The 18,693-nt window shown below is 61.5% G+C and carries 22 protein-coding genes, 1 tRNA gene and 1 pseudogene; 13 read left to right on the forward strand and 11 right to left on the reverse strand.

All coding sequences use genetic code 11. From position 1 onward, the window contains the following. Positions 1-30: 30 nt before the first annotated feature. A complete protein-coding gene (locus NKH50_RS00870; RefSeq protein ID WP_352509621.1) occupies positions 31-921 on the reverse strand; it encodes an SDR family oxidoreductase in 891 nt (296 codons plus the stop codon). A gap of 136 nt (positions 922-1,057) precedes the next feature. Here NKH50_RS00870 and NKH50_RS00875 point away from each other — a divergent pair, with 136 nt between their 5' ends. Together NKH50_RS00875 and NKH50_RS00880 are read left to right on the forward strand one after the other, a co-directional pair. Beyond that, the gene (locus NKH50_RS00875) at positions 1,058-1,468 is read left to right on the forward strand and encodes a winged helix-turn-helix transcriptional regulator (protein WP_352466906.1); all 411 of its coding nucleotides are present in this window, start codon (positions 1,058-1,060) and stop codon (positions 1,466-1,468) included. 74 nt (positions 1,469-1,542) lie between these two features. Then, positions 1,543-2,782 (forward strand): annotated as a pseudogene (locus tag NKH50_RS00880) (FAD-dependent oxidoreductase). Here NKH50_RS00880 and NKH50_RS00885 read toward each other — a convergent pair. Both NKH50_RS00885 and NKH50_RS00890 read right to left on the reverse strand, forming a co-directional pair. Continuing rightward, positions 2,730-3,455, reverse strand: coding sequence for a glutathione S-transferase family protein (locus tag NKH50_RS00885; RefSeq protein WP_352876044.1), 726 nt, complete (start codon positions 3,453-3,455; stop codon positions 2,730-2,732). The pseudogene NKH50_RS00880 and the gene NKH50_RS00885 overlap by 53 nt on opposite strands. Position 3,456: 1 nt before the next feature. After that, a complete protein-coding gene (locus tag NKH50_RS00890) occupies positions 3,457-3,762 on the reverse strand; it encodes a Rieske (2Fe-2S) protein (RefSeq protein WP_352876047.1) in 306 nt (101 codons plus the stop codon). 101 nt (positions 3,763-3,863) lie between these two features. Here NKH50_RS00890 and NKH50_RS00895 point away from each other — a divergent pair, with 101 nt between their 5' ends. Beyond that, on the forward strand, positions 3,864-4,316 hold the full coding sequence (locus NKH50_RS00895; protein ID WP_352509627.1) for a MarR family winged helix-turn-helix transcriptional regulator: 453 nt from the start codon (positions 3,864-3,866) through the stop codon (positions 4,314-4,316). A 36-nt stretch (positions 4,317-4,352) separates the two neighbouring features. Here NKH50_RS00895 and NKH50_RS00900 read toward each other — a convergent pair whose 3' ends face one another. Continuing rightward, positions 4,353-4,781: an anthrone oxygenase family protein gene (locus NKH50_RS00900; RefSeq protein WP_352477519.1), complete on the reverse strand. Its 429-nt coding sequence runs from the start codon at positions 4,779-4,781 to the stop codon at positions 4,353-4,355. Between the two features lie 156 nt (positions 4,782-4,937). On the opposite strand from NKH50_RS00900, the gene NKH50_RS00905 reads away from it, so the two are divergent. The 5 genes from NKH50_RS00905 (at position 4,938) to NKH50_RS00925 (ending at position 9,605) form a co-directional block, all read left to right on the forward strand. Continuing rightward, a complete protein-coding gene (locus NKH50_RS00905; protein ID WP_352876051.1) occupies positions 4,938-5,591 on the forward strand; it encodes a TetR/AcrR family transcriptional regulator in 654 nt (217 codons plus the stop codon). Between the two features lie 23 nt (positions 5,592-5,614). Next, complete coding sequence (gene ilvC, locus NKH50_RS00910; RefSeq protein WP_352876054.1) at positions 5,615-6,634, forward strand: ketol-acid reductoisomerase; 1,020 nt, start codon at positions 5,615-5,617, stop codon at positions 6,632-6,634. Between the two features lie 357 nt (positions 6,635-6,991). Beyond that, the gene (locus tag NKH50_RS00915) at positions 6,992-7,969 is read left to right on the forward strand and encodes a DUF3592 domain-containing protein (RefSeq protein WP_352738753.1); all 978 of its coding nucleotides are present in this window, start codon (positions 6,992-6,994) and stop codon (positions 7,967-7,969) included. A gap of 498 nt (positions 7,970-8,467) precedes the next feature. Next, positions 8,468-8,989 carry a hypothetical protein gene (locus NKH50_RS00920; protein WP_352738750.1) on the forward strand — a complete coding sequence of 174 codons (522 nt, stop codon included), beginning with the start codon at positions 8,468-8,470 and terminating at the stop codon, positions 8,987-8,989. Between the two features lie 118 nt (positions 8,990-9,107). Next, positions 9,108-9,605 carry a hypothetical protein gene (locus tag NKH50_RS00925; RefSeq protein ID WP_352509637.1) on the forward strand — a complete coding sequence of 166 codons (498 nt, stop codon included), beginning with the start codon at positions 9,108-9,110 and terminating at the stop codon, positions 9,603-9,605. Positions 9,606-9,617: 12 nt separating this feature from the next. On the opposite strand, the gene NKH50_RS00930 is transcribed toward NKH50_RS00925, so the two are convergent. The 3 genes from NKH50_RS00930 to NKH50_RS00940 all read right to left on the reverse strand — a co-directional run bounded on the left by NKH50_RS00930 (position 9,618) and on the right by NKH50_RS00940 (position 10,851). Continuing rightward, positions 9,618-9,902: a PilZ domain-containing protein gene (locus NKH50_RS00930; RefSeq protein WP_352509657.1), complete on the reverse strand. Its 285-nt coding sequence runs from the start codon at positions 9,900-9,902 to the stop codon at positions 9,618-9,620. Positions 9,903-10,077: 175 nt separating this feature from the next. Beyond that, positions 10,078-10,662: a BA14K family protein gene (locus NKH50_RS00935; protein WP_352876058.1), complete on the reverse strand. Its 585-nt coding sequence runs from the start codon at positions 10,660-10,662 to the stop codon at positions 10,078-10,080. Between the two features lie 51 nt (positions 10,663-10,713). Continuing rightward, positions 10,714-10,851, reverse strand: coding sequence for a hypothetical protein (locus NKH50_RS00940; protein ID WP_352876061.1), 138 nt, complete (start codon positions 10,849-10,851; stop codon positions 10,714-10,716). Here NKH50_RS00940 and NKH50_RS00945 point away from each other — a divergent pair. Both NKH50_RS00945 and NKH50_RS00950 read left to right on the forward strand, forming a co-directional pair. Further along, the gene (locus NKH50_RS00945; RefSeq protein ID WP_352876064.1) at positions 10,850-11,962 is read left to right on the forward strand and encodes an endonuclease/exonuclease/phosphatase family protein; all 1,113 of its coding nucleotides are present in this window, start codon (positions 10,850-10,852) and stop codon (positions 11,960-11,962) included. The two genes, NKH50_RS00940 and NKH50_RS00945, sit on opposite strands and share 2 nt — an antisense overlap. A gap of 7 nt (positions 11,963-11,969) precedes the next feature. After that, positions 11,970-12,692 carry a hypothetical protein gene (locus NKH50_RS00950; RefSeq protein ID WP_352644589.1) on the forward strand — a complete coding sequence of 241 codons (723 nt, stop codon included), beginning with the start codon at positions 11,970-11,972 and terminating at the stop codon, positions 12,690-12,692. Here the strand turns inward: NKH50_RS00950 and NKH50_RS00955 are convergent. From NKH50_RS00955 to NKH50_RS00970, 4 genes are all read right to left on the reverse strand, one after another. Continuing rightward, complete coding sequence (locus NKH50_RS00955) at positions 12,689-12,931, reverse strand: hypothetical protein (protein WP_352876067.1); 243 nt, start codon at positions 12,929-12,931, stop codon at positions 12,689-12,691. The two genes, NKH50_RS00950 and NKH50_RS00955, sit on opposite strands and share 4 nt — an antisense overlap. Positions 12,932-13,045: 114 nt before the next feature. Beyond that, on the reverse strand, positions 13,046-14,263 hold the full coding sequence (locus NKH50_RS00960) for an ABC transporter permease (protein WP_352876070.1): 1,218 nt from the start codon (positions 14,261-14,263) through the stop codon (positions 13,046-13,048). 2 nt (positions 14,264-14,265) lie between these two features. Beyond that, on the reverse strand, positions 14,266-14,976 hold the full coding sequence (locus NKH50_RS00965; RefSeq protein WP_352876073.1) for an ABC transporter ATP-binding protein: 711 nt from the start codon (positions 14,974-14,976) through the stop codon (positions 14,266-14,268). A gap of 2 nt (positions 14,977-14,978) precedes the next feature. Then, positions 14,979-16,271: an efflux RND transporter periplasmic adaptor subunit gene (locus NKH50_RS00970; RefSeq protein ID WP_352876075.1), complete on the reverse strand. Its 1,293-nt coding sequence runs from the start codon at positions 16,269-16,271 to the stop codon at positions 14,979-14,981. A 111-nt stretch (positions 16,272-16,382) separates the two neighbouring features. Here NKH50_RS00970 and NKH50_RS00975 point away from each other — a divergent pair, with 111 nt between their 5' ends. From NKH50_RS00975 to NKH50_RS00985, 3 genes are all read left to right on the forward strand, one after another. Then, positions 16,383-17,288 carry a PhzF family phenazine biosynthesis protein gene (locus NKH50_RS00975; protein ID WP_254820692.1) on the forward strand — a complete coding sequence of 302 codons (906 nt, stop codon included), beginning with the start codon at positions 16,383-16,385 and terminating at the stop codon, positions 17,286-17,288. 105 nt (positions 17,289-17,393) lie between these two features. Continuing rightward, positions 17,394-17,469: transfer RNA gene (locus NKH50_RS00980), tRNA-Lys, on the forward strand. Between the two features lie 178 nt (positions 17,470-17,647). After that, entirely contained in the window at positions 17,648-18,631 is a 984-nt protein-coding gene (locus NKH50_RS00985) for an endonuclease domain-containing protein (RefSeq protein WP_352876077.1), read from the forward strand. The last annotated feature ends 62 nt before the right edge of the window (positions 18,632-18,693 follow it).

Here is an 18,693-nt window from a genome sequence, read left to right on the forward strand (position 1 = left end):
CCCTTCGAAGGGCACGACCATTTGTCAGGCTTAGCTTACCAGAGCCGCCTTGTTTGCTTCAAGAAATTGCTTCAGCGGCCGCGGTCTCCTGCCAGACAGCGTCTCGATCGCGTCCGTCACCATGCTGATGCGGCCGGAGCGGGTATTGGTGTCGAAGGAAACGATGACCGGGGCGAAACCTTCGGGGACGCCAGCTGCCTTCAATCCCCCGGTCAGCGCTTCGTCCGAAAGCTGGACGACCTCGATTGGCTTGCCGGTAACTTCGGTGACGAGGGCCGCGATTTCAGCGACCGTATAGGCCTGCGGACCGGTCAGCGTGTATGTCGTGCTTTCGGTTGCCCCCGATGCGAGACCGGCGGCGATTGCCGCGGCCATATCGTCGCGCGCGCCATGGGCAATACGGCCGTCTCCGGCGGATGTGTACCACTGCCCCGAGGCGATGGCGTGCGGCAGCGCCATGAACAGGTTCTCCTGGTACCAGCCGTTGCGGAAGATGGTGTAGGGAATGCCGCTCGCCTTGATCGCCTGCTCGGTGCCGTGGTGATCGGGCGCAAACAGCACCGGCGATCCTGGCTCCGGATTGGGCATCGATGTGTAGAGCAGATGCGAAACGCCGGCGCTTTTTGCGGCGGCGACCGCGGTCTCATGTTGCTTCAGGCGCTTGCCCGGAAGGGCAAGCTCGTTTGTCGAAATGATCAGAACTCTGTCGGCGCCGGTAAATGCACTGGCCAACGATGCGGTGTCGTCGAAGTCGGCCGCCCTAATAGTGACGCCGCGCGCTGCCAGATCGGCCAGATTTTCCGGATTGCGGGTGGCGGCGATGATGCGCTGAGGGGAGATCTTGAGCGTGTCAAGCAGATGATTGATGACGCCGCGGCCAAGCTGGCCGGAGGCGCCGGTGACAAGAAGGGTGTCGGTCATGAAAGGTCCTGACGTTGCGCCGGAGCGGCGGGTGCATATGTTAGTCTCAAAAAGAGACCAGCACTAAAATAGGAATTGACCCATCCTCGTAAAGAAGGCAGTTTTGCGGGAGGTAGGCACACTCAGGGAACCAGCCATGGACGGCAAGATCGTCAATCTGAGATCGAAGCTCGAGATATACAAAGCAGGCAGCGGGGGCGGAAACCTTGCGGATTGCCCGGTTCGCGACGTGATCCAGGGGATCAGCAATAAATGGAGTTCGCTGCTGATGGAGGCCTTGGCCGAGAAGCCGTACCGCTTCGGCGAGTTGCGGCGCCTCGTGCCCGATATTTCACAGCGCATGCTCACCCAGACGTTGCACGATCTGCAGCGCGACGGGTATGTACATCGCCAGGTCTTCCCGACCAAGCCGCCCAGCGTCGAATATAGCCTCACCGATCTCGGGCGCTCGATGTTTGGACCCTTGCATCAGCTGATCCAATGGGCCGAGCTCAATCACGGCGCTGTACGCGAGGCGCGGAAGGTTTTCGATGCTGCCGAAGGCTGAGCCTCCAGGCCGAGACGGCGCCTTGATTTAGCGACAGCGCTGAAGGATTGTCCGGCCTGGGTTGGGGCGGGCAGATGGGCAATTCTCTGGATATCGCGATTGCCGGCGCCGGGCCGGCTGGACTTGCCACCGCGCTCTATCTCGAGCGCGCCGGACACAGGGTCACGATCTTCGAGCGCTTCGACCAGCCAAAACCGGTCGGGTCCGGGCTGATCCTGCAGCCGACCGGGCTGACGGTGCTTGCCGATCCCGGCCTGCTCGAAGACATTCTGGCGCTGGGCTGCCGCATAGACCGCCTGCATGGTGCAGATGCCAAGACCGGCCGCACAGTGCTCGACGTCCGCTACGATGCTCGGCGTGGCGGCCGTTTCGGGCTGGCGGTACATCGCGCGGCTCTGTTCGGCGTGCTTTTCCGCGCCGCCCGGCGCCAAGCGGTCCACATCGAGACAGGTATCGAGCTTGAGACGCTGGAAACCGGCGAACGGGCAACGTTGATCTGCGGCAACGGACGAACGGATGGGGTCGTTCGACCTGGTAGTGGACGCCAGCGGTTCACGCTCCAAACTGCGGCGGTGCGTGAACAATCCGGGCGAACCGCGATCGCTCGCCTATGGCGCTTTCTGGGCATCGCTTGGCTGGCGCGGCGAGGGTTTCGACGAGCACGCGCTGCTGCAGCGCTACGACAGCGCAAGCGTGATGATCGGCGTGCTGCCAATCGGCCGGCCCGAGCCGGATGCCCAGAAGATGGCGGCATTCTTCTGGAGCCTCAAGCCGGCGGATGCCGAGTACGTCTGGGGGGCAGGTCTCGAGGCATGGATGGCGAGATTGGTCGGGCTGTGGCCTGAATGCGCGGCCTTCATCGACCAGATCGACAGTTTCGAGCAGCTGTCGCTGGCGCGCTATGGCCATCACACGATGAAGACGCCAGCCGGACGGCTATTGGCTGTCATCGGCGATGCGGCCCATTCAACCAGCCCGCAGCTCGGCCAGGGCGCGAACATGGCGCTGCTCGATGCAGCCGCGCTCAACTACGCACTCATGGGAACGGACCGTGTCGACACTGCACTGGAGGCCTATGTCCGGACGCGGCGATGGCATGTGCGGGTCTTCCAGGCGCTGTCGCTGGTGCTGACGCCGTTTTATCAGTCGGATTCGATTGTGATGCCGTTCGTCCGCGACAGGCTGGTGGCGACGCTGGCAAAAGTCCCGCCGGCGCCGCAGTTTCTTGCTTCCATGGTTACAGGAACGGTGATCAATCCATTCAAGCCGATAGGGCTTGCGGAAGCGCTATGGCCGGATCGCCTTGGCGGATGATTTCCGAAAGGTGCGAACCCTTAGCCTGCAAGAATGCATGGAGGCGTTGCGGATAATCGGGAGCGACCGCGCCCTTCACGGATGGGCGTATGCGCAACGCCTCGCGCCATACCTGGACATGCGGCTTTCCGTCCAGGATGCCGAAATCGCCGATCCGGTCGAAGACGTCGAAATAGCGGAAAATCGGGCCGTAGACCGCGTCGACCAGTGAAAAGCGCTCGCCGTCGAAGCATGGCCCAGCCGCGCCATTCGCCCGTTCCACTTCCAGGCGATCGAACATTCCCGATAGCGTCTCGCTTTCAGCGAGCAGCGCGGCTTCCGTAGGCGCTGAATAGAAGCGGGCGACGGCATTGAGGATTGCCGAGCCGAACTCGATCCAGCCGCGATGCCGGGCACGGACATAGGGGTCGGTGGGATGCAGTGGATTTGGCTTGGTCTCCTCGAGGAATTCGAGGATGACCGCCGATTCGAAGATCACCGTTTCCTGGCCGTCATGCTGAACGCGAAGCAGCGGCACCTTGCCGAGCGGTGATATCGCCTTGAACCAGGCAGGCTTGTTGGCGAGATCGACCGTGATGCGTTCGAACGGCACGCCCTTTTCGCGAAGTGAAATCGCCGCGCGCTGCACATAGGGACAAAGATGGTGGCTGACGAGGATGAGCTTACCGGTCATCTCACTCTCCCCAGACATAGTTCAAGGCGCCGTCCTCGACGCGGGTGGAGAGGAACATCAGGCGGGAGCCCTTCGGCGCCGGGCCTTCGAGGCGATCACCGTTAGCCATGTCGAACGAGGCGCCGTGCCACTGGCAGACGAGCTTGCCGTCCTTGCAGTCGAGCGGGCCACCGAAATGCAGGCAGACGTTGGCGGCAGCGCGGATACGCTCGCCGCTGCGGTAGACATGGACCTCGCGGCCGAAGAACGGAGCGATCAGGCTGCCTGTTTCCGGAACGCCGGCGATCCTGCAGATTTCATACTTCATCGGAATTTGCCTCTCATGATTGATGCGACTGCATCTATATAGATGCATTTGCATCGATCGTCAAGCTTGATGCAATTGCATCTATCCCCTACGATGCAATCATGACCGGGATTCCTACACCTCCAGCAATCAAAGCCTGGGCCCGCCTGATGCGGGTTTCGCGCCAGTTGTTGGAACGAGCCGAGGACGCGCTGAAGGACAGTGGCCTGCCGCCGCTTGCCTGGTACGACGTCCTGCATGAGCTTGCCGAGGCGGGCGAGGGTGGATTGCGGCCGTTCCAACTCACCGAGCGCACCCTGTTTGCGCAGTACAACATCTCCCGGCTGCTGGCGCGGCTGGAAGCCGACGGGCTGGTCGAGAAGCTTCCCGTTGCCGATGACGGCCGCGGGCAAACCGTCCGTGTCACCGACAAGGGGCGCGAGACGCGTCGCCGCATGTGGGCTGTCTACGGCCGCTCGATCGCGGAGTTGGTCGGCTCCCGGCTTTCCAATGATGAGCTCGATGCGCTGTCAGCTCTGCTTGGGCGCCTGCGAGTTCCGCCCGCCCTGGAGTGACACGCCTTCATGGCGAAGACGCGCCGATTGGCGAGGTCAGGCACTGCCCAACAGGAATGCCAATGTCGCCAGAACACCAAGCCCGACGCGGACCATATGCAGATTGCCCCATTTGACGATCAATGTCCGAGCTTCAGCATTGATGGTGTTCGCGTCCATCGCCTCCAGCAACCTATTTGCGGGCATCATCACCAGCAGCGTCCATGGCCAAGGCAGGATGATCAGCACGGCGCCGGCCAGATAAGCGAGATTGCTGGTCAGCCACCAAGCGACGAGGCCTAGAATACAGGCGATGACGGCGATCGAGGCCTGCATGGCGGCGCCGCGCTTGTAGGAAGGCTGCCATTCCTGCAGCAATGCTTTGTCCTCGAGGCGAAGCCGCGCCGGCTGTTCGGCTACGCTGACGTAGATAGCCGCGCCTGCGAACACTGCGGTAACGGTCAAGGCAAGCAATCCGGCGAGCATGATCCCTGTCTCCCGTGATGCCCCGCATGGAGCAAGCTACAGAAATAAAGGCTTGCGCCGGGTCGGGCAATACGCCATAAAGCCGAACCGTAACGTACGGTACGCTATCGAGCTCCTATCTGAACTGCGGGCGAGTTCGCCTCCTGAGGAAAGACCGTGTTGCACGCTGTGACCGACGTCGACACCAGCGAGACGCTGACGGAGCGGCAGAAAGCCGTGCTCGACGCTGCCCTTCGCCTGCTGGTCGAAGAGGGCGATCAGTTGACCATGACCGCGGTGGCGCGGCGGGCGAGCTGCTCTAAGGAGACGCTCTACAAATGGTTCGGCGATCGCGACGGGCTGTTGACGGCAACGGTGCAATGGCAGGCGTCCAAGGTGCGGGTAGTGCCGGTTGATCGCAAGGGGCTCGACCTTGCTTCGCTGACGGGGAGCCTCGAACGCTTCGCTTCGGACTGGCTCAAGGTAATTTCGAGCGACACCTCGATCGCGTTGAACCGGGTGGCGGTCGGCCAGGCTAGTTCGGGGAAAGACGATCTCGGCGCCATCGTGCTGGAGAACGGCCGCTTCGCACTGGCCAGGCGCCTTAAGCCGGTGCTCGAGGCAGGCAAGGAAGCTGGTTTCCTCGAGTTTTCCGATGCTGAGACGGCGTTCCGCACCTTTTTCGGGCTGGTCGCCCGTGACGTGCAGATCCGCCTGCTGCTTGGCGACCGGCTGGAATTGACTGATGCGGCGATCGGCGGCGATGCCGTCCGGGCGACGCAGCAGTTTCTAGCTCTTTACGGGGCAAAAACCGGGCCGCAAGGCCTCTGAATTCAAAACGGGAAGGAAGAAAAATGCGTGTCTATTACGATCGCGATGCCGATCTCAACCTGATCAAAGGCAAGAAGCTCGCCATCATCGGCTATGGCAGCCAGGGCAGGGCGCATGCGCTCAACCTCAAGGATTCCGGCGTCAAGGACATCGCCATCGGCCTCAAGGCCGGCTCGGCGACCGCCAAGAAGGTCGAGGCCGACGGGCTCAAGGTGATGAGCGTGGCCGATGCCGCCAAGTGGGCCGACCTGATGATGATGGCCACGCCCGACGAGCTGCAGGCCGACATCTACAAATCCGAGATCGCGCCGAACATCCGCGATGGCGCAGCGATCGCCTTTGCCCACGGCCTCAACGTTCATTTTGGCCTGATCGAGCCTAAAGCCTCGGTCGACGTCGTGATGATCGCGCCGAAGGGGCCCGGCCATACGGTGCGCGGCGAATACCAGAAGGGCGGCGGCGTGCCGTGCCTGGTCGCGGTCAACCAGGACGCTTCGGGCAATGCGCTCGACCTGGCGCTCTCCTACGCCTGCGGCGTTGGCGGCGGCCGCTCGGGCATTATCGAGACCAATTTCCGCGAGGAGTGCGAGACCGACCTGTTCGGCGAGCAGGTTGTGCTGTGCGGCGGTCTGGTCGAATTGATCCGCGCCGGTTTCGAGACACTTGTGGAAGCCGGCTACGCGCCGGAAATGGCCTATTTCGAGTGCCTGCACGAGGTCAAATTGATCGTCGACCTGATCTATGAAGGCGGCATCGCCAACATGAACTACTCGATCTCGAACACCGCCGAATGGGGCGAATACGTCTCCGGCCCGCGCATCATCACCGCCGAGACCAAGGCCGAGATGAAGCGCGTGCTGAAGGATATCCAGACCGGCAAGTTCACCTCGGAATGGATGCAGGAATACCGCGCCGGCATGTCGCGCTTCAAGGGCATCCGCCGCAACAATGACAGCCACCAGATCGAGGAAGTCGGCGCCAAGCTGCGCGCGATGATGCCGTGGATTTCCAAGAACAAGCTGGTCGACAAGGCCAAGAACTGAAGGAAATTCACATTCGTTTCGTTGCGCGTCCTCAGGCTTCGCGCTGCGGGCGCGCGGGGGATTTCCAAAACAAGCTGGTCGACAAGGCCAAGAACTGAAGGAAATCCACATTCGTTTCGTTGCGCGTCCTCAGGCTTCGCGCTGCGGGCGCGCGGGGGATTTCCAAAAACAAGCTGGTCGACAAGGCCAAGAACTATCGCAATTTCATTGCCGATCAAGAAAGGCCGGCGGAGCGATCCGCCGGCCTTTTCGCATAAAGATTGTGTGGTTCCCACGCTTGTGGACAGGCGCATTATCCTCATCACCGTGGTATGCCTGTGCGGGGCATGGCACAGAAGTGCCAAAGGGGGCTGAGACTTGGAACTCAAATTTCTGTTGGTCGGGTTTGCCTGCGCGGTTGCCGGCATGCTCTCCCTCGTCACGTTCCTGAAGTGGTGGGAGGTGAGGGCGGTCAGCCGCTGGTCTCCGACGCTGGGAAAGATCGTCTCGTCGCGGGTCGAGGCTCGCGAGGTGACCAGTTCGGGATCCGGTTCGGACAGCAGAGGGTCGACCGAAATGCGCAACTTCCCGGCGATCACCTTCGAATACAAGGTGAACGGCAAGACATTTCGCAGTTCGCACTACAGCGTGCAGGAGAACCTTGGAAACTTTGCCGTGGCGGAAACCCTTGCGAAATTTCCAAACGGCTCTGGCGTAACCGTCTTCTACAATCCGGCCGATCCAGCCAAGGCCGTGATCGAACGCACCATGCCCGAAGGTTCCTTCAAATTCATGGTCCAGCTTTCGGCTGGGCTGGTGGTTGGCGCGCTGGTATTGGTCTTCTCCGTCGGCGGCGCCCTGGAAGCGATCCGGCCGTTTTTGCCCAAGCCGCAGAACCTCGGCGCCGCGGCCCTGCTGCTGTTCATGGGATTGTTTGTCCTGCGCATGGGCTTCGCCCAGAAGTCACTAGCGGAACAGGCGGCGAAATGGCCCATCACGGCAGGACACATCGATGCTTCGGGCTTGCAGAAATTTGAGACCCGCGACAGGTCCGGAGGCGGCTATCGGCCCTGGCGAACAGTCTTCAAATCCCGCATCGTCTACAGCTATAGCGTCGCCGGCCAGCGCTACGCCGCCGATCGCATCGCTTTCGGCGCAAACGTGACGGCTTCGCTGCCGAGCCTCGTCAGCGGCCAATCACGGCGCTACCTCGAGGGCGACAAGGTCGAAGTCCACTACGATCCCGCCAATCCGGCTGCCGCGGTTCTCGAATGCAGGGTGAGTGGGCTTTGGCTTCTGTGGGTCTGCGCAGTTGGCTTCATAGGTGGAGCCGCGCTGCTTGTGGGGGTGATCTAAGGCTGAAGCTGCCGTCCTCGACGCTGTAGATCCAGAGGAAGGGCACTTGTCTTCAGCACCTGACAAGAACTCCGCTGTCGAAGCCAGGCCATGTCAATCTCACCGTCGCCCCGTCGACCACAATATGGATGACACGGGAGAACGGCTCTTCCGCCGACGGGTCGGATCCGTAGCATTGGCTGGCCCGCGCCACCCAACCCGTGGGTGTCTTGAGAAACATTGCGTGTTCACAGCCGAGAGCAGGGACCGACAGCGCATCGCGGTACAATGTGTAGACAGTCTGGCGTTGAACATCCGCAACGGCGGTGCAGTTCGATCTGTCCCGGGACCATGTGCCGACATAGGGTTCCGTGGCAAAGGCGCTCCCGCACGAAAATGTTGAGATCGAAATGAGCATCAAGAGATTTCGGATCATCGATTCTTTCTTTCGACCATGACATCGGCCATGCTAAAGCATCGATGCTTAGACTTCACAATGATGCTGCTCCAGGGACTTAAATGATCATCCGCAAAGCAGCAGCTATTTTTCTGGGCATGCTGAGCCTGTCGCAAGCAGCGAACGCAACAGAATGTTCGCTCAGCCATGCGACCTATCGCGAGCCGCGCTCGGGAGCGACGATACAGTTCCGGCCCACAGACAACGAGCCGGCTGCGCTGACGACCGAGGTCTTTTCGCTGATCGTACCCAACACCGACCTTCGTCTGCCGTCGGACATCACCTGGACCAATGGCAAGTACTCATTTCCTGTGGGTACGATCCGGCACACCTGCACCGACGACGATCGCGAGGCGGGTCTCGAGGACGGCACCGGACTGTGCAGAGTGTGGGATGGGCAGGTCTATGCGTTCAATGCAGGCGGTGCCGAGCAGCTGAGTTCCCGCGAAGCCTCGCCGGCACCGGCAGGGTTGCTGTTGCCTGACTTCGGCGCGATTTTTATCGAATGGCCCGATTTCGCCAAAGCCAATCCCGACGGCGTGGCTTGGGATGCCTTTACGTTGACGGGTTGCAGCGATGAATAACAAGAGTCTGCCGGCCTGTATCTGCACCCTGTCGTTCCTTGTGGCCATGGCCACGGGGGCTGGTGCCGACCAAAGCAAGCCGTCGCGTCCACCTATCGATAAATGCAGCTGGGAACGCTTGGCGGACAGGGATGTCGGGCTGGCTGCCTGGGTACAGCGCTGCGATTTCGGTTTTCGCCGGATTCATTTCGAGCTTGGCGGCAATGCTCTTGCCATCAAATACAGCGATGGCGGTTCGGCCGATCCCGTCGTCGAAGTCTTCGATATGCTGCCGGGCGAGGCCGCCGATGCTGCGTTGCAGCGCATTTTTACGCAGAAGACCGAGAAAGCCATCAGCACACGTTGCGTGCTCACGCCTTACACCGACGCGGCGACGCCCGCGCGCATCCTCCGGTATGTTTTCAGTCCCGATGCCGCCTATCGTGAGGAATTGAAGACCGTCGCCAACCCTGACGAGGTCGGCGAACCGCCTTGCGGCGAATGGGGCGAAGCCCCGGACGGCATTCAGTATTTCGAGGTGCAATCACCCGAACTGCGAAAGCTTCTATTCGTTCGCGTCGGCCAGGATGAGCCGCTGTTTGACGAGCAGACACTGCAAGTCCTGCCACCCGGATAGCGCCGGTAGATATCAGCCGTAGTGCCAACTGGGCTTTGGTTCGGTGCCGGTGAACATCACGCCGATGCGGTCCTCGCGGCGCCAGCGGACCACGGCCTTGTAGGCGATGCCGTCGGTCGGAACATAGAGCAGGAACTCATCGGGCACGCGCGCGTCGATCGAGACCTTCAATTCGGCGCCGCCGGCATGCATGTTGCGCAGCGTGCATGTGACCTCGGAATTGGTCATGCCGGTCAGGATCGTTGCGCCCTTCAAGACGCGCTGCCGGCGTTTGTCCCTCTGTTCGTCCTCGGCCATCGCACGCAATCCAGCCATTTTTCGCGTCTCGGGCGTTCTGATCGGGAGGATTATTAGACCTGCCTGATAAAAATAGCGTTATCAGCAGTCGGGACTGGGAGATGTTCGCGGTTCCTGGCTGGAAGAAAAAGGCGCCGCGAAGCACGGCGCCGAACGATGCTTGTTGTCGGCCTGCTTACCTATAGGGCGAGTAGCATTGCTGGCGCGGCCCGTAATAGGGCTGGAAGGTATTGTCCCAGGCGCGGTACGACCGGTAGCGATTGTAACACCATTGGACATGTGCACTGGAAAGCCGCCCTGCGCGATAATAGCGGCGCGGTGGCGGCGCGTCGTAGTAGTTGTAGCTGTTGTACAGGCTGCCAAGGCCGAGCCCCAGGCCCAAGCCAAGAATCGCGGCACCCGCACCATCATCATAGTAGCCGCCGCGGTAATGGCGGCGATGGTGGCGCCAGCGCCAGCTGTCGTCCCAGCCGCCATTATCCCAGTGTCTCGAAAAATGACGGCCGCGGAAATTGTGGGACCGCCATCTCCAATCGTCGCCGCCGTGCCATTGCCGAAAGCCGCGATTGCGCCAACGCCAGATCTGCCTGTCATTGCCGCCTGCCCAATCTTCACGAATTTGCACGATGTCGGCAGCGTTGCCCGCCACCGGCAGCAGGGGTTTGGGCATTGGCCCGGCAAGCGAGGGGGCCGAGAGGCCGGAGATCAGACCGAGGGCCATCAGCCCGGATCTGACAGAAGATAAAAAGAGCGGTTTCATCGCACTCTCCGAAGATTCAGGCCCCACGCCCAGAATACCCCGGGGAAGGGCCTATTGATGGAACTTTCCATCTGAACGGAAGATGAACAAAAAGGTTCCGTCAGCCATAGCGGGCGCGCGATCAAGCAGAGCCGCCTGATTTCTGCGCCCTTGTTTTCGGGCGCGCTTGCGGGCAAAGGTCAAAGCCATGTCGCTGCGCCTTGCCACTTTCAACGTCGAAAACCTGATGAACAGGTTTGACTATTCCGGATACCGCAATCAGCTCAACGAAGATCGCACGCTGGCGCTTTTCGACATCCAGAGCGAGGCCGAATACAAGATGCTCGAGCAGGCGCGGGCCATCGCGCAGTCCGACGATACGCGGCAGTTGACGGCGCTGGCGATCGCGGCCACCCGCGCCGACATCATCTGCATGCAGGAGGTCGACAATATCGAGGCGCTGAGGGCCTTCGAATATGGCTATCTGTTCAAGATGGTGGGGCAAGGCTACCGGCAGAAATACACCACCGCCGGCAATGATTCGCGCGGCATCGACGTCGCCGTGATGATGCGCAACGAGACCGCGCAGGGCCAGCCGATCGAATTCGTGCGCATGACCAGCTACGCCTATGTCACGTTCGAGCAATTCGGGCTGCACACGGCGGAATTGGCAGCACTTGGACATCAGGCCAATGAGCGCATCTTCCGGCGCGACTGCCTGGAAATCGATCTGACCGTGGCTGGCGCGCCGTTGACGCTCTATCTCGTGCATTTCAAGTCGATGGGCTCGCCCCGTAACGGCCTCGACGGCCGCGAGGCGACAATGCCGCTGCGCATCGCCGAGGCGCAGGCGGTGCGCCGGATCATCGAGGAGCGCTTCGGCAAGGACCATGCCGCCGACAAGCGCTGGGCAATCTGCGGCGACATGAACGACTACCGGCAGCGCGTGAAGATCACTGGCGATGTTTTCGACGGCTATCGCTTCGAGGTGATCGACGAGACCCGGTCCTGCATCGACGTGCTCACCGCCGGCGGTTTTTGCGAAAACGCGGTCGAGCGGCGGCCGGAAATGGACCGTTGGACTTTCTATCACACGCGCGGACCGGAAGAGCGGCATCTCTGCCAACTCGACTACATCCTTTTGTCGAGGGCGCTAGCCAGGCAGAACGCCACCGCCGTTCCCGATATCATCCGTAACGGGCAGCCTTGGCGCACCATATTTCCGGCAGGCCAGGAGGTCGAGCGCTTCCCACGCGCCGGGTGGGACCGGCCGAAGGCATCCGACCATTGCCCGGTAGCAATTGGCCTCGACATGGCGTGAGACAGGCGTGAGTTTCGACCTGCCGCGCAACGTCATCCTGCCGGTCGATGCCATCGACGTCAGGCTCGATCCTGGCCCGCATCCGTTCGAGCGCGATAATGCCGAGGCGATCGCGGCGAACTGGCGGCGTGAGACCGCATCGAAGCCGGCGCTTTTCGACGGCACTGTGGTGCTGCTTTCCGCACTCAGCTACCGCGACAATCGCCTCGTCGGCCGCTGCCATGCCGTGCGGTATTCGACCTTCATGCTTTGGCGCAGCAATAGACAGGTGCCTGGCGCCGAACATGCCTACGCGCACGCCATGCTGGTCGCTGGCGACAATGCGCTGGTGGCGATCCGCATGGCGCCGCATACGGTCAATGCCGGCCGCATCTACTTCGCCGCCGGTTCGTTCGAGCCAACCGATTTCCGCGACGGCCTTGTCGACGTCGACTTCAACATGATCCGCGAGGTACGGGAGGAAACCGGCCTCGACCTATCAGGCGCGACACGCGGCAGGCGCCACTACGCCCTGTCGACGGCAAGCGGCACGGTGATCTTTCGCCGCTACCGCGAGACGGCCTCCGCCGACGACCTGGCACAGCGGATCCGCGCTTTCGTCGCGGCCGAGTCAGAGCCTGAAATCGAAGGTCCTGTGATCATCCGCAATGCAGCCGACCTGCCGGACGGATTGATGCCGCATATGAGACCGCTGATCGAATGGCACTTCGCGCAAGGATTCCGACTCTAACGTCGCGACCTGCCTTCAATAGCCTTGCGGTCGCTGCGGGCAGCGACAAAATACAGCAGCACGCCGAGACCCAGGAGTGCCCCCATGGCCGTTCCCATCGTCTGCCCAATTACCTGCTGGAAGTCAGCTGTGACGCGATCGGGATTATCCATTCCATAACGGATCAAATTCCACCAAAGCCCTGCCCATGCGGCTTCGACGATCACCATCGCCAGAGCCAGTCGCCCTCTCTTGCTCATCCATTGTTCCCCCTTAGTCCCCAACAGCATTGTTATCATTGCAGATTGTGCTGCGACAAGGGCAGGTTGCTTATAAAATTGGCAGCGTCGCAAGGCGACATTTGCTGCAACGCTCTATTCATGCCTCAGCGCGTCGATGGGGTTGAGCCGTGCGCCGCGCAGCGCCGGGAAGAAGCCGAACACCATGCCGATCAGCGCGGAAAAGCCGACCGCAAGCAGGATGACCGCCGGGCTTGGCGCAAACGGGATCGTCAGCGTCAGCGAGGCGAGGCCGGCCAATGCCAGGCCGATCAGGATGCCGATGATGCCGCCAAGCAGCGACAGCACCGTCGCCTCGACCAGGAACTGGATGAGGATGTGCTTTTCGTGGGCGCCGATGGCGAGCCTGATGCCGATCTCGCGCGTGCGCTCGGTTACCGACACCAGCATGATATTCATAATGCCGATGCCGCCGACGAGCAGGCTGACGCCGGCGACGGCGCCGAGCATGCCAGTCATGGTGGTGGTGGCGCTGGCCATGGCATCGGCGATCTGGGTCATGTCGCGGATCGAGAAATCATCGTCTCGGTCGGGCGTGATGCGGCGTGTGTCGCGCAAGATGTCCTCGACGCGCTGCTGCAGCACCGTGGTTGGCGTACGGTCGTCGGCGGCGACATAGACCGATTCGATGTCGCGATTGCCGGCAATCCGACGCTGATAGGCGGCGAGCGGCATCAGCACGACATTGTCCTGGTCCTGGCCGAAGCCGGTATAGCCCTTCGGTTCGAGCAAGCCGATGATCTTGCAGGAGGTGCGGTTGACGCGGATGATCTCGCCTTCGGGGTCACCGGCGCCGAAGAACTGCTGGCGCACCGTCTCGCCGACGAGGCAGACGCCGGTCCCCGAGCGGGTTTCCGAATCGCTGAACGGGCGGCCCGAAACCAGCTTCCAGTCGCGAGCCTCGAGATAGGCGCTGTCGGTGCCGGTAACGCCCGAGGTCAGGCTTCCGGTGCCGAAAATGACGCGCACCTGCTTTTGCGACGCCGGTGAGATGGCGCGCGCGCCGTCCAGGTGCGCGACAAGCGCTGCAAGATCTCTGTCGCTCAGCGGTCGGACGACCTGATCGAGCCCTCCAGGTCCGCCAGGCCCCGCCGGACGGCCGGAACGAATGACGAGCAGGTTGCTACCAAGCTTGGAAATATCGGACTTGACCTTTTCGGTGGTGCCCGAGCCGATGGTCAGCATGGCGATGACGGCGGCAACGCCGATGACGATGCCGAGCAGCGTCAGGAACGAGCGCAGCACGTTGCGGCGGATGGAGCGGAGCGAGAGGCGGACGGTTTCCCAGATCATGGCTAGGCCATCTCGAGACTGGCTGTATCCGAGGCGACATGGCCATCGAGGAAACGGATCGTGCGCTGGGCATAGCCGGCAACATCTGCTTCGTGCGTGACCATGGCGATGGTCAGGCCGAGCTCGCTGTTCAGCTGCGTCAGGAGCTCCATGATCTCGTGCGTGCGGGCGGTATCGAGATTGCCGGTCGGCTCGTCGGCAACGAGCAGCGTCGGCTTGGTGACGATGGCGCGGGCGATCGCCACGCGCTGCTGCTGGCCGCCGGACAGCTCGGCTGGCGTATGATGCTCGCGGCCAACAAGGCCAACCTCGGCAAGTGCCTGCATAGCAAGGCCGCGACGCTCGCGGGCGCCAACGCCGCGGTAGATCAGCGGCAGTTCGACATTCTCCGCCGCCGTAGTGCGCGGCAAGAGATTATAGCCCTGGAAGACGAAGCCCACATAGAGATTGCGCAGCTGAGCACGGCGGTTGCGGTCGAGACGGCCGGCGTCGATGCCTTCGAAGCTGTAAGTCCCAGCGGTCGGCGTGTCGAGGCAGCCAATGATGTTCATCGCCGTCGATTTGCCCGAACCGGACGGGCCCATGATGGCGACGAATTCGCCGCGCCTGATGGCGAGATCGACGCCGGCCAGCGCATGTACCTGGGCTTCGCCCCGGCCATAGCTTTTCCACACCTTGTCGAAGCCTATGAGGGTGATCGCGCCCGATGCCACGATCAACTCCGCTGCTGCGAGGCGGTAATGACTTGTGCGCCTTCCTCCAGGCCGGAGACGATCTCGGTCAGTTCGCCGTCGGTCGAGCCGACCCTGACGTTGACCGGATGCGGCCGCCCATTCTCCAGCGCGTAGAGCGTGCGCGAGCCGTCGGTGGGCTTCGTCGCCGCCTGGTGCCGGCGGTTGCCGCCGGGGCGTCCCATGCGGCCGGTGAACAGGTCGGTGAGGCTCCAGCCGCGCTCCGCCGTCTGGGCCGGCCGGTAGCGGAAGGCGATCGACGGCACGGTGAGCACGTTCCTGGCCTGCTTGGTGACGACCGAGACGGTGGCTGTCATGCCGGGCCGCAACAGAAGTTCGCTGTTGTCGACATCCAGCCTTGCATCGTAAGTGACGACGCCGTCGGTGGTGACCGAGGCATAGGAGATGTCTCGGATTTCGGCGTCGAACGGCCGTTCCGGGAAGGCATCGACCGTGAAGCGCGCATGCTGGCCGGGTTTGACGGCGCCGATATCGGCCTCGTCGACCGCCGCCTTCAACTCCATGTTCTTCAGATCGGCGGCGATGACGAACAGGACCGGCGCCTGCAGCGAAGAGGCGACCGTCTGGCCTGGATCGACCGAGCGCGTCAGTATGATGCCGTCGATCGGAGCGTAGATGGTGCTCTTGGCAAGATCCGTCTGCTGCGCCTTGAGATCGGCACTGGCCATGGCGAGGTTGGCTTTGGCAATATCGAGCGCCGCCTTCGAGCGGTCGCGCGTGGCGGTTGCCGCTTCGAGCGACTGGTCCGTCGCCATGCCGCGCTTGGTCAGTTGTGCCGCGCGCACCAGCGCCTTTTCGTTTTCGGCCAGGGTCACAGTGGCGTCCTCGACGCTCGCCGTCGCTGCCTTGGCGGAGGCCTGGGCGCGCTCGATCTGCACCTCCAACTTTGCGGTGTCGAGCGCAGCCAGCACATCGCCCTTCTTCACCAGCTGGTTCTCGTTGACCGAAACCGAGCGGACGACGCCGGAGAGTTCGCTGGAAATATCGACCTGGGTGAGGGGCTGCAGCGTGCCGGTAGCCGAAACCGCGACGGTAAGGTCGGCCATGGCGGCCAGTGTCGTGGTATACTCGATCTTGGCTGGCGCGCCCGCATACCAGGGGTAGCCGACGACACCCGCGGCCACCGCGAGTAGCGCAAGCAGCGCGTAAAGCCAACCGCGACGGCGTTTTGTCTTCAGGCCCTGGTGGTCGAGCCCGAGCGCCGTCTCGATGGCGGAAGCGGATTCCGTCTTTGGCAGATTGACAATCTGGTCCACGCCGGACCCCTATGTTCAGTGATTTCCCATCAGTGCACAAATCAGGCCTTATGGTTCAAAATTCAAATTAAATTTCGCCCATGTTGGGAATGAGGCAGAGGACTTACTGAGATGCAGCCGCGGAATTACTTACTTTACGACGTATTCACCACCAACCGGCTGGCGGGCAATCCGCTGGCCGTGGTGCTCGACTGTAACGGGCTGGACCTTGCTGCGATGCAGGCGGTGGCGCGCGAGTTCAACCTGTCGGAAACCGTCTTCGTGCTGCCGCCTGATAACCCGAAGCACCGGGCCCGCATCCGTATCTTCACGCCCGACTATGAAATGCCGTTCGCCGGCCACCCGACCGTTGGCTCGGCGATAGCGCTCGCCGAAATGGCGGGAGAGGCCGCCGGTATCTTCGTGCTCGAGGAGAATATCGGCCCGGTGCGCTGCGCTGTCAGCAAGCACGATGGTTCGACCTTTGCCGAGTTCGACTTGGCGAAACTGCCGGCCCAGCTGGAATTGTCGGCCGATCCCGAGGCGATCGGCGCGGCCCTTGGCCTTGGGCCGCACGAGATCGGCTTCGAGAACCACCGCGTTTCGTTCTGGTCGGCGGGAGTGCCCTACGTGACCATCCCCGTCGCCAATCTGGAGGCGGCCGCCCGGATCAGGCTGGACAACCAGGCGTGGTCGGAGTTGGCACCACGCAAGAGCGAATGGGCCTTCGCCAGCCCCTATGTCTATTGCCGCGAGACGGTGCACCATGACAGTGCCTTCCACGTCCGCATGATGGTGCCCGGCAATCCGTCCTACGAAGACCCGGCGACCGGATCAGCGGCGGCCGCGTTCGCCGGCGCGATCATGCATTTCGACGGCCCGACAGACGGCGTTTCACAACTGTGGATCGAGCAGGGGCTGGAGATGGGCCGGCCTTCGCGCATTCGCCTCGAACTGAATGTCGACGGCGGCAAACTGGCCGCCGCCCGCATCGGCGGCCATGCGGTGAAGGTGGCTGAAGGCAGGCTTTTTGTTTGACGACCTCGGCACTTCGGCGATTTGTCGGGAAATGAATCCCACGGGGCTGGACATGGCGGATGGCGGCGGCTATATGCCCGCCAACGCCGGTTTTACCGGCCGAGTGGGTGCGTAGCTCAGTTGGTAGAGCAGCTGACTCTTAATCAGCGGGTCCACAGTTCAATCCTGTGCGCACCCACCAAAGATTTCAAAAATTTGGTGGAAAAGACCCTGGAATGCGAGACGCGTTGACGCGTCTCGGGCCTGTGGCGATAAGGCGCCGGTTTGATGCTCAGCTGCGAAGCAGCAGTAAATTTTTTCTCTTGGCTAGACGTACGGAAAGACAGATGGCAATTTCCGAGCTTGCTGTCTTCTAGTCATTGAGAAGAAAACGCTTGGTACCTGATCACTATGCCATCGTTTATACGGAAGAGACGCGAAGAATCTTCGTGATAATTTCTGAAATTTTCGGTGATTTTGTCCTTACCAAGAGCTGTTCCGGCTCGAATTGCGGCTGCATCGGCTGCATGATGTTCTCGTCGAAAGTGCTGATTGGCGAAGCCGAATTCTCGGTCCTTGAGCTTGATGGATCGAAGGCTCTGGATGAAAATCTGATGGCTTATTCATTCACAGAGGAAGGAGAAACCTTTCTTTTCGGCCCTAAGCACAAGTACAAGGCTTACAAGGGTACGATTAACAAAGAGAAGCTTGACAAGATTTTCAGATTTCCAGATGCCGTTGTCATCATCAAACGTGAGGAGGACGGCACTTTTACCCATTCTTATGTTTCGCCGACCGTGGACGGGCGTGTCATATCACGGGGTTGCCGGGCAACACCGCACTGCCCATGCGTCGGATGCCGGATCGTAGATATGTGGTACACCAAGGCGCCCGGCCATATCACACCTGCGGTGGATATCTCAGAGGGGAGGGCTTCTGCAGAAGGAGAATTGATCCTTCCGGTCTTTGAGGGCGAAGAAATTATTTCGAAGATGCTGACGCGCGACCCGTCCGTTCGCCATGCCTTTTCTCCGAATATCTTCGATTCTCCCCTTGAGCGGATGTTCTACGAGCTCGCCTTTCTAGACCTGCATATATATCCACAGCATCCTGTCGGGAAATATCGCTTGGATTTTGCGATCCCCGACAAGCGCATAGCCATCGAACTCGATGGACATGAATATCATAAGACCAAGTACCAGCGTACCCACGATGCAAAACGAGACCGCTGGTTGTATGGCCAAGGATGGACCGTCTTACGATTTACAGGGACGGAAATTCATCAGAACTTGGACCACTGCCTTGACGAAATATGCACGTTGGTCGGCATCGAGCGTGTGAGTAAGTCCAATAGAGCGCCGTAGAATGTGCAGGCCCGGCCGGCCACAGCTGTGTTATGGGCGGGCTTGTCAAGGCCGGGCTTGAA

The organism is Mesorhizobium sp. M1027 (assembly GCF_040318745.1).
Classification (GTDB): Bacteria; Pseudomonadota; Alphaproteobacteria; order Rhizobiales; family Rhizobiaceae; genus Mesorhizobium.

Bases quoted from the DNA above. Each gene is read 5' to 3' on its own strand.
- NKH50_RS00890 (WP_352876047.1), bottom strand. From the start codon at position 3,762: ATGAAGTATGAAATCTGCAGGATCGCCGGCGTTCCGGAAACAGGCAGC.
- NKH50_RS00935 (WP_352876058.1), bottom strand. From the start codon at position 10,662: ATGAAACCGCTCTTTTTATCTTCTGTCAGATCCGGGCTGATGGCCCTC.
- NKH50_RS00900 (WP_352477519.1), bottom strand. From the start codon at position 4,781: ATGCTCGCCGGATTGCTTGCCTTGACCGTTACCGCAGTGTTCGCAGGC.
- NKH50_RS00975 (WP_254820692.1), top strand. From the start codon at position 16,383: ATGCAGCCGCGGAATTACTTACTTTACGACGTATTCACCACCAACCGG.
- ilvC (WP_352876054.1), top strand. From the start codon at position 5,615: ATGCGTGTCTATTACGATCGCGATGCCGATCTCAACCTGATCAAAGGC.
- NKH50_RS00945 (WP_352876064.1), top strand. From the start codon at position 10,850: ATGTCGCTGCGCCTTGCCACTTTCAACGTCGAAAACCTGATGAACAGG.
- NKH50_RS00875 (WP_352466906.1), top strand. From the start codon at position 1,058: ATGGACGGCAAGATCGTCAATCTGAGATCGAAGCTCGAGATATACAAA.
- NKH50_RS00930 (WP_352509657.1), bottom strand. From the start codon at position 9,902: ATGGCCGAGGACGAACAGAGGGACAAACGCCGGCAGCGCGTCTTGAAG.
- NKH50_RS00870 (WP_352509621.1), bottom strand. From the start codon at position 921: ATGACCGACACCCTTCTTGTCACCGGCGCCTCCGGCCAGCTTGGCCGC.
- NKH50_RS00960 (WP_352876070.1), bottom strand. From the start codon at position 14,263: ATGATCTGGGAAACCGTCCGCCTCTCGCTCCGCTCCATCCGCCGCAAC.
- NKH50_RS00895 (WP_352509627.1), top strand. From the start codon at position 3,864: ATGACCGGGATTCCTACACCTCCAGCAATCAAAGCCTGGGCCCGCCTG.
- NKH50_RS00940 (WP_352876061.1), bottom strand. From the start codon at position 10,851: ATGGCTTTGACCTTTGCCCGCAAGCGCGCCCGAAAACAAGGGCGCAGA.
- NKH50_RS00885 (WP_352876044.1), bottom strand. From the start codon at position 3,455: ATGACCGGTAAGCTCATCCTCGTCAGCCACCATCTTTGTCCCTATGTG.
- NKH50_RS00920 (WP_352738750.1), top strand. From the start codon at position 8,468: ATGATCATCCGCAAAGCAGCAGCTATTTTTCTGGGCATGCTGAGCCTG.
- NKH50_RS00955 (WP_352876067.1), bottom strand. From the start codon at position 12,931: ATGAGCAAGAGAGGGCGACTGGCTCTGGCGATGGTGATCGTCGAAGCC.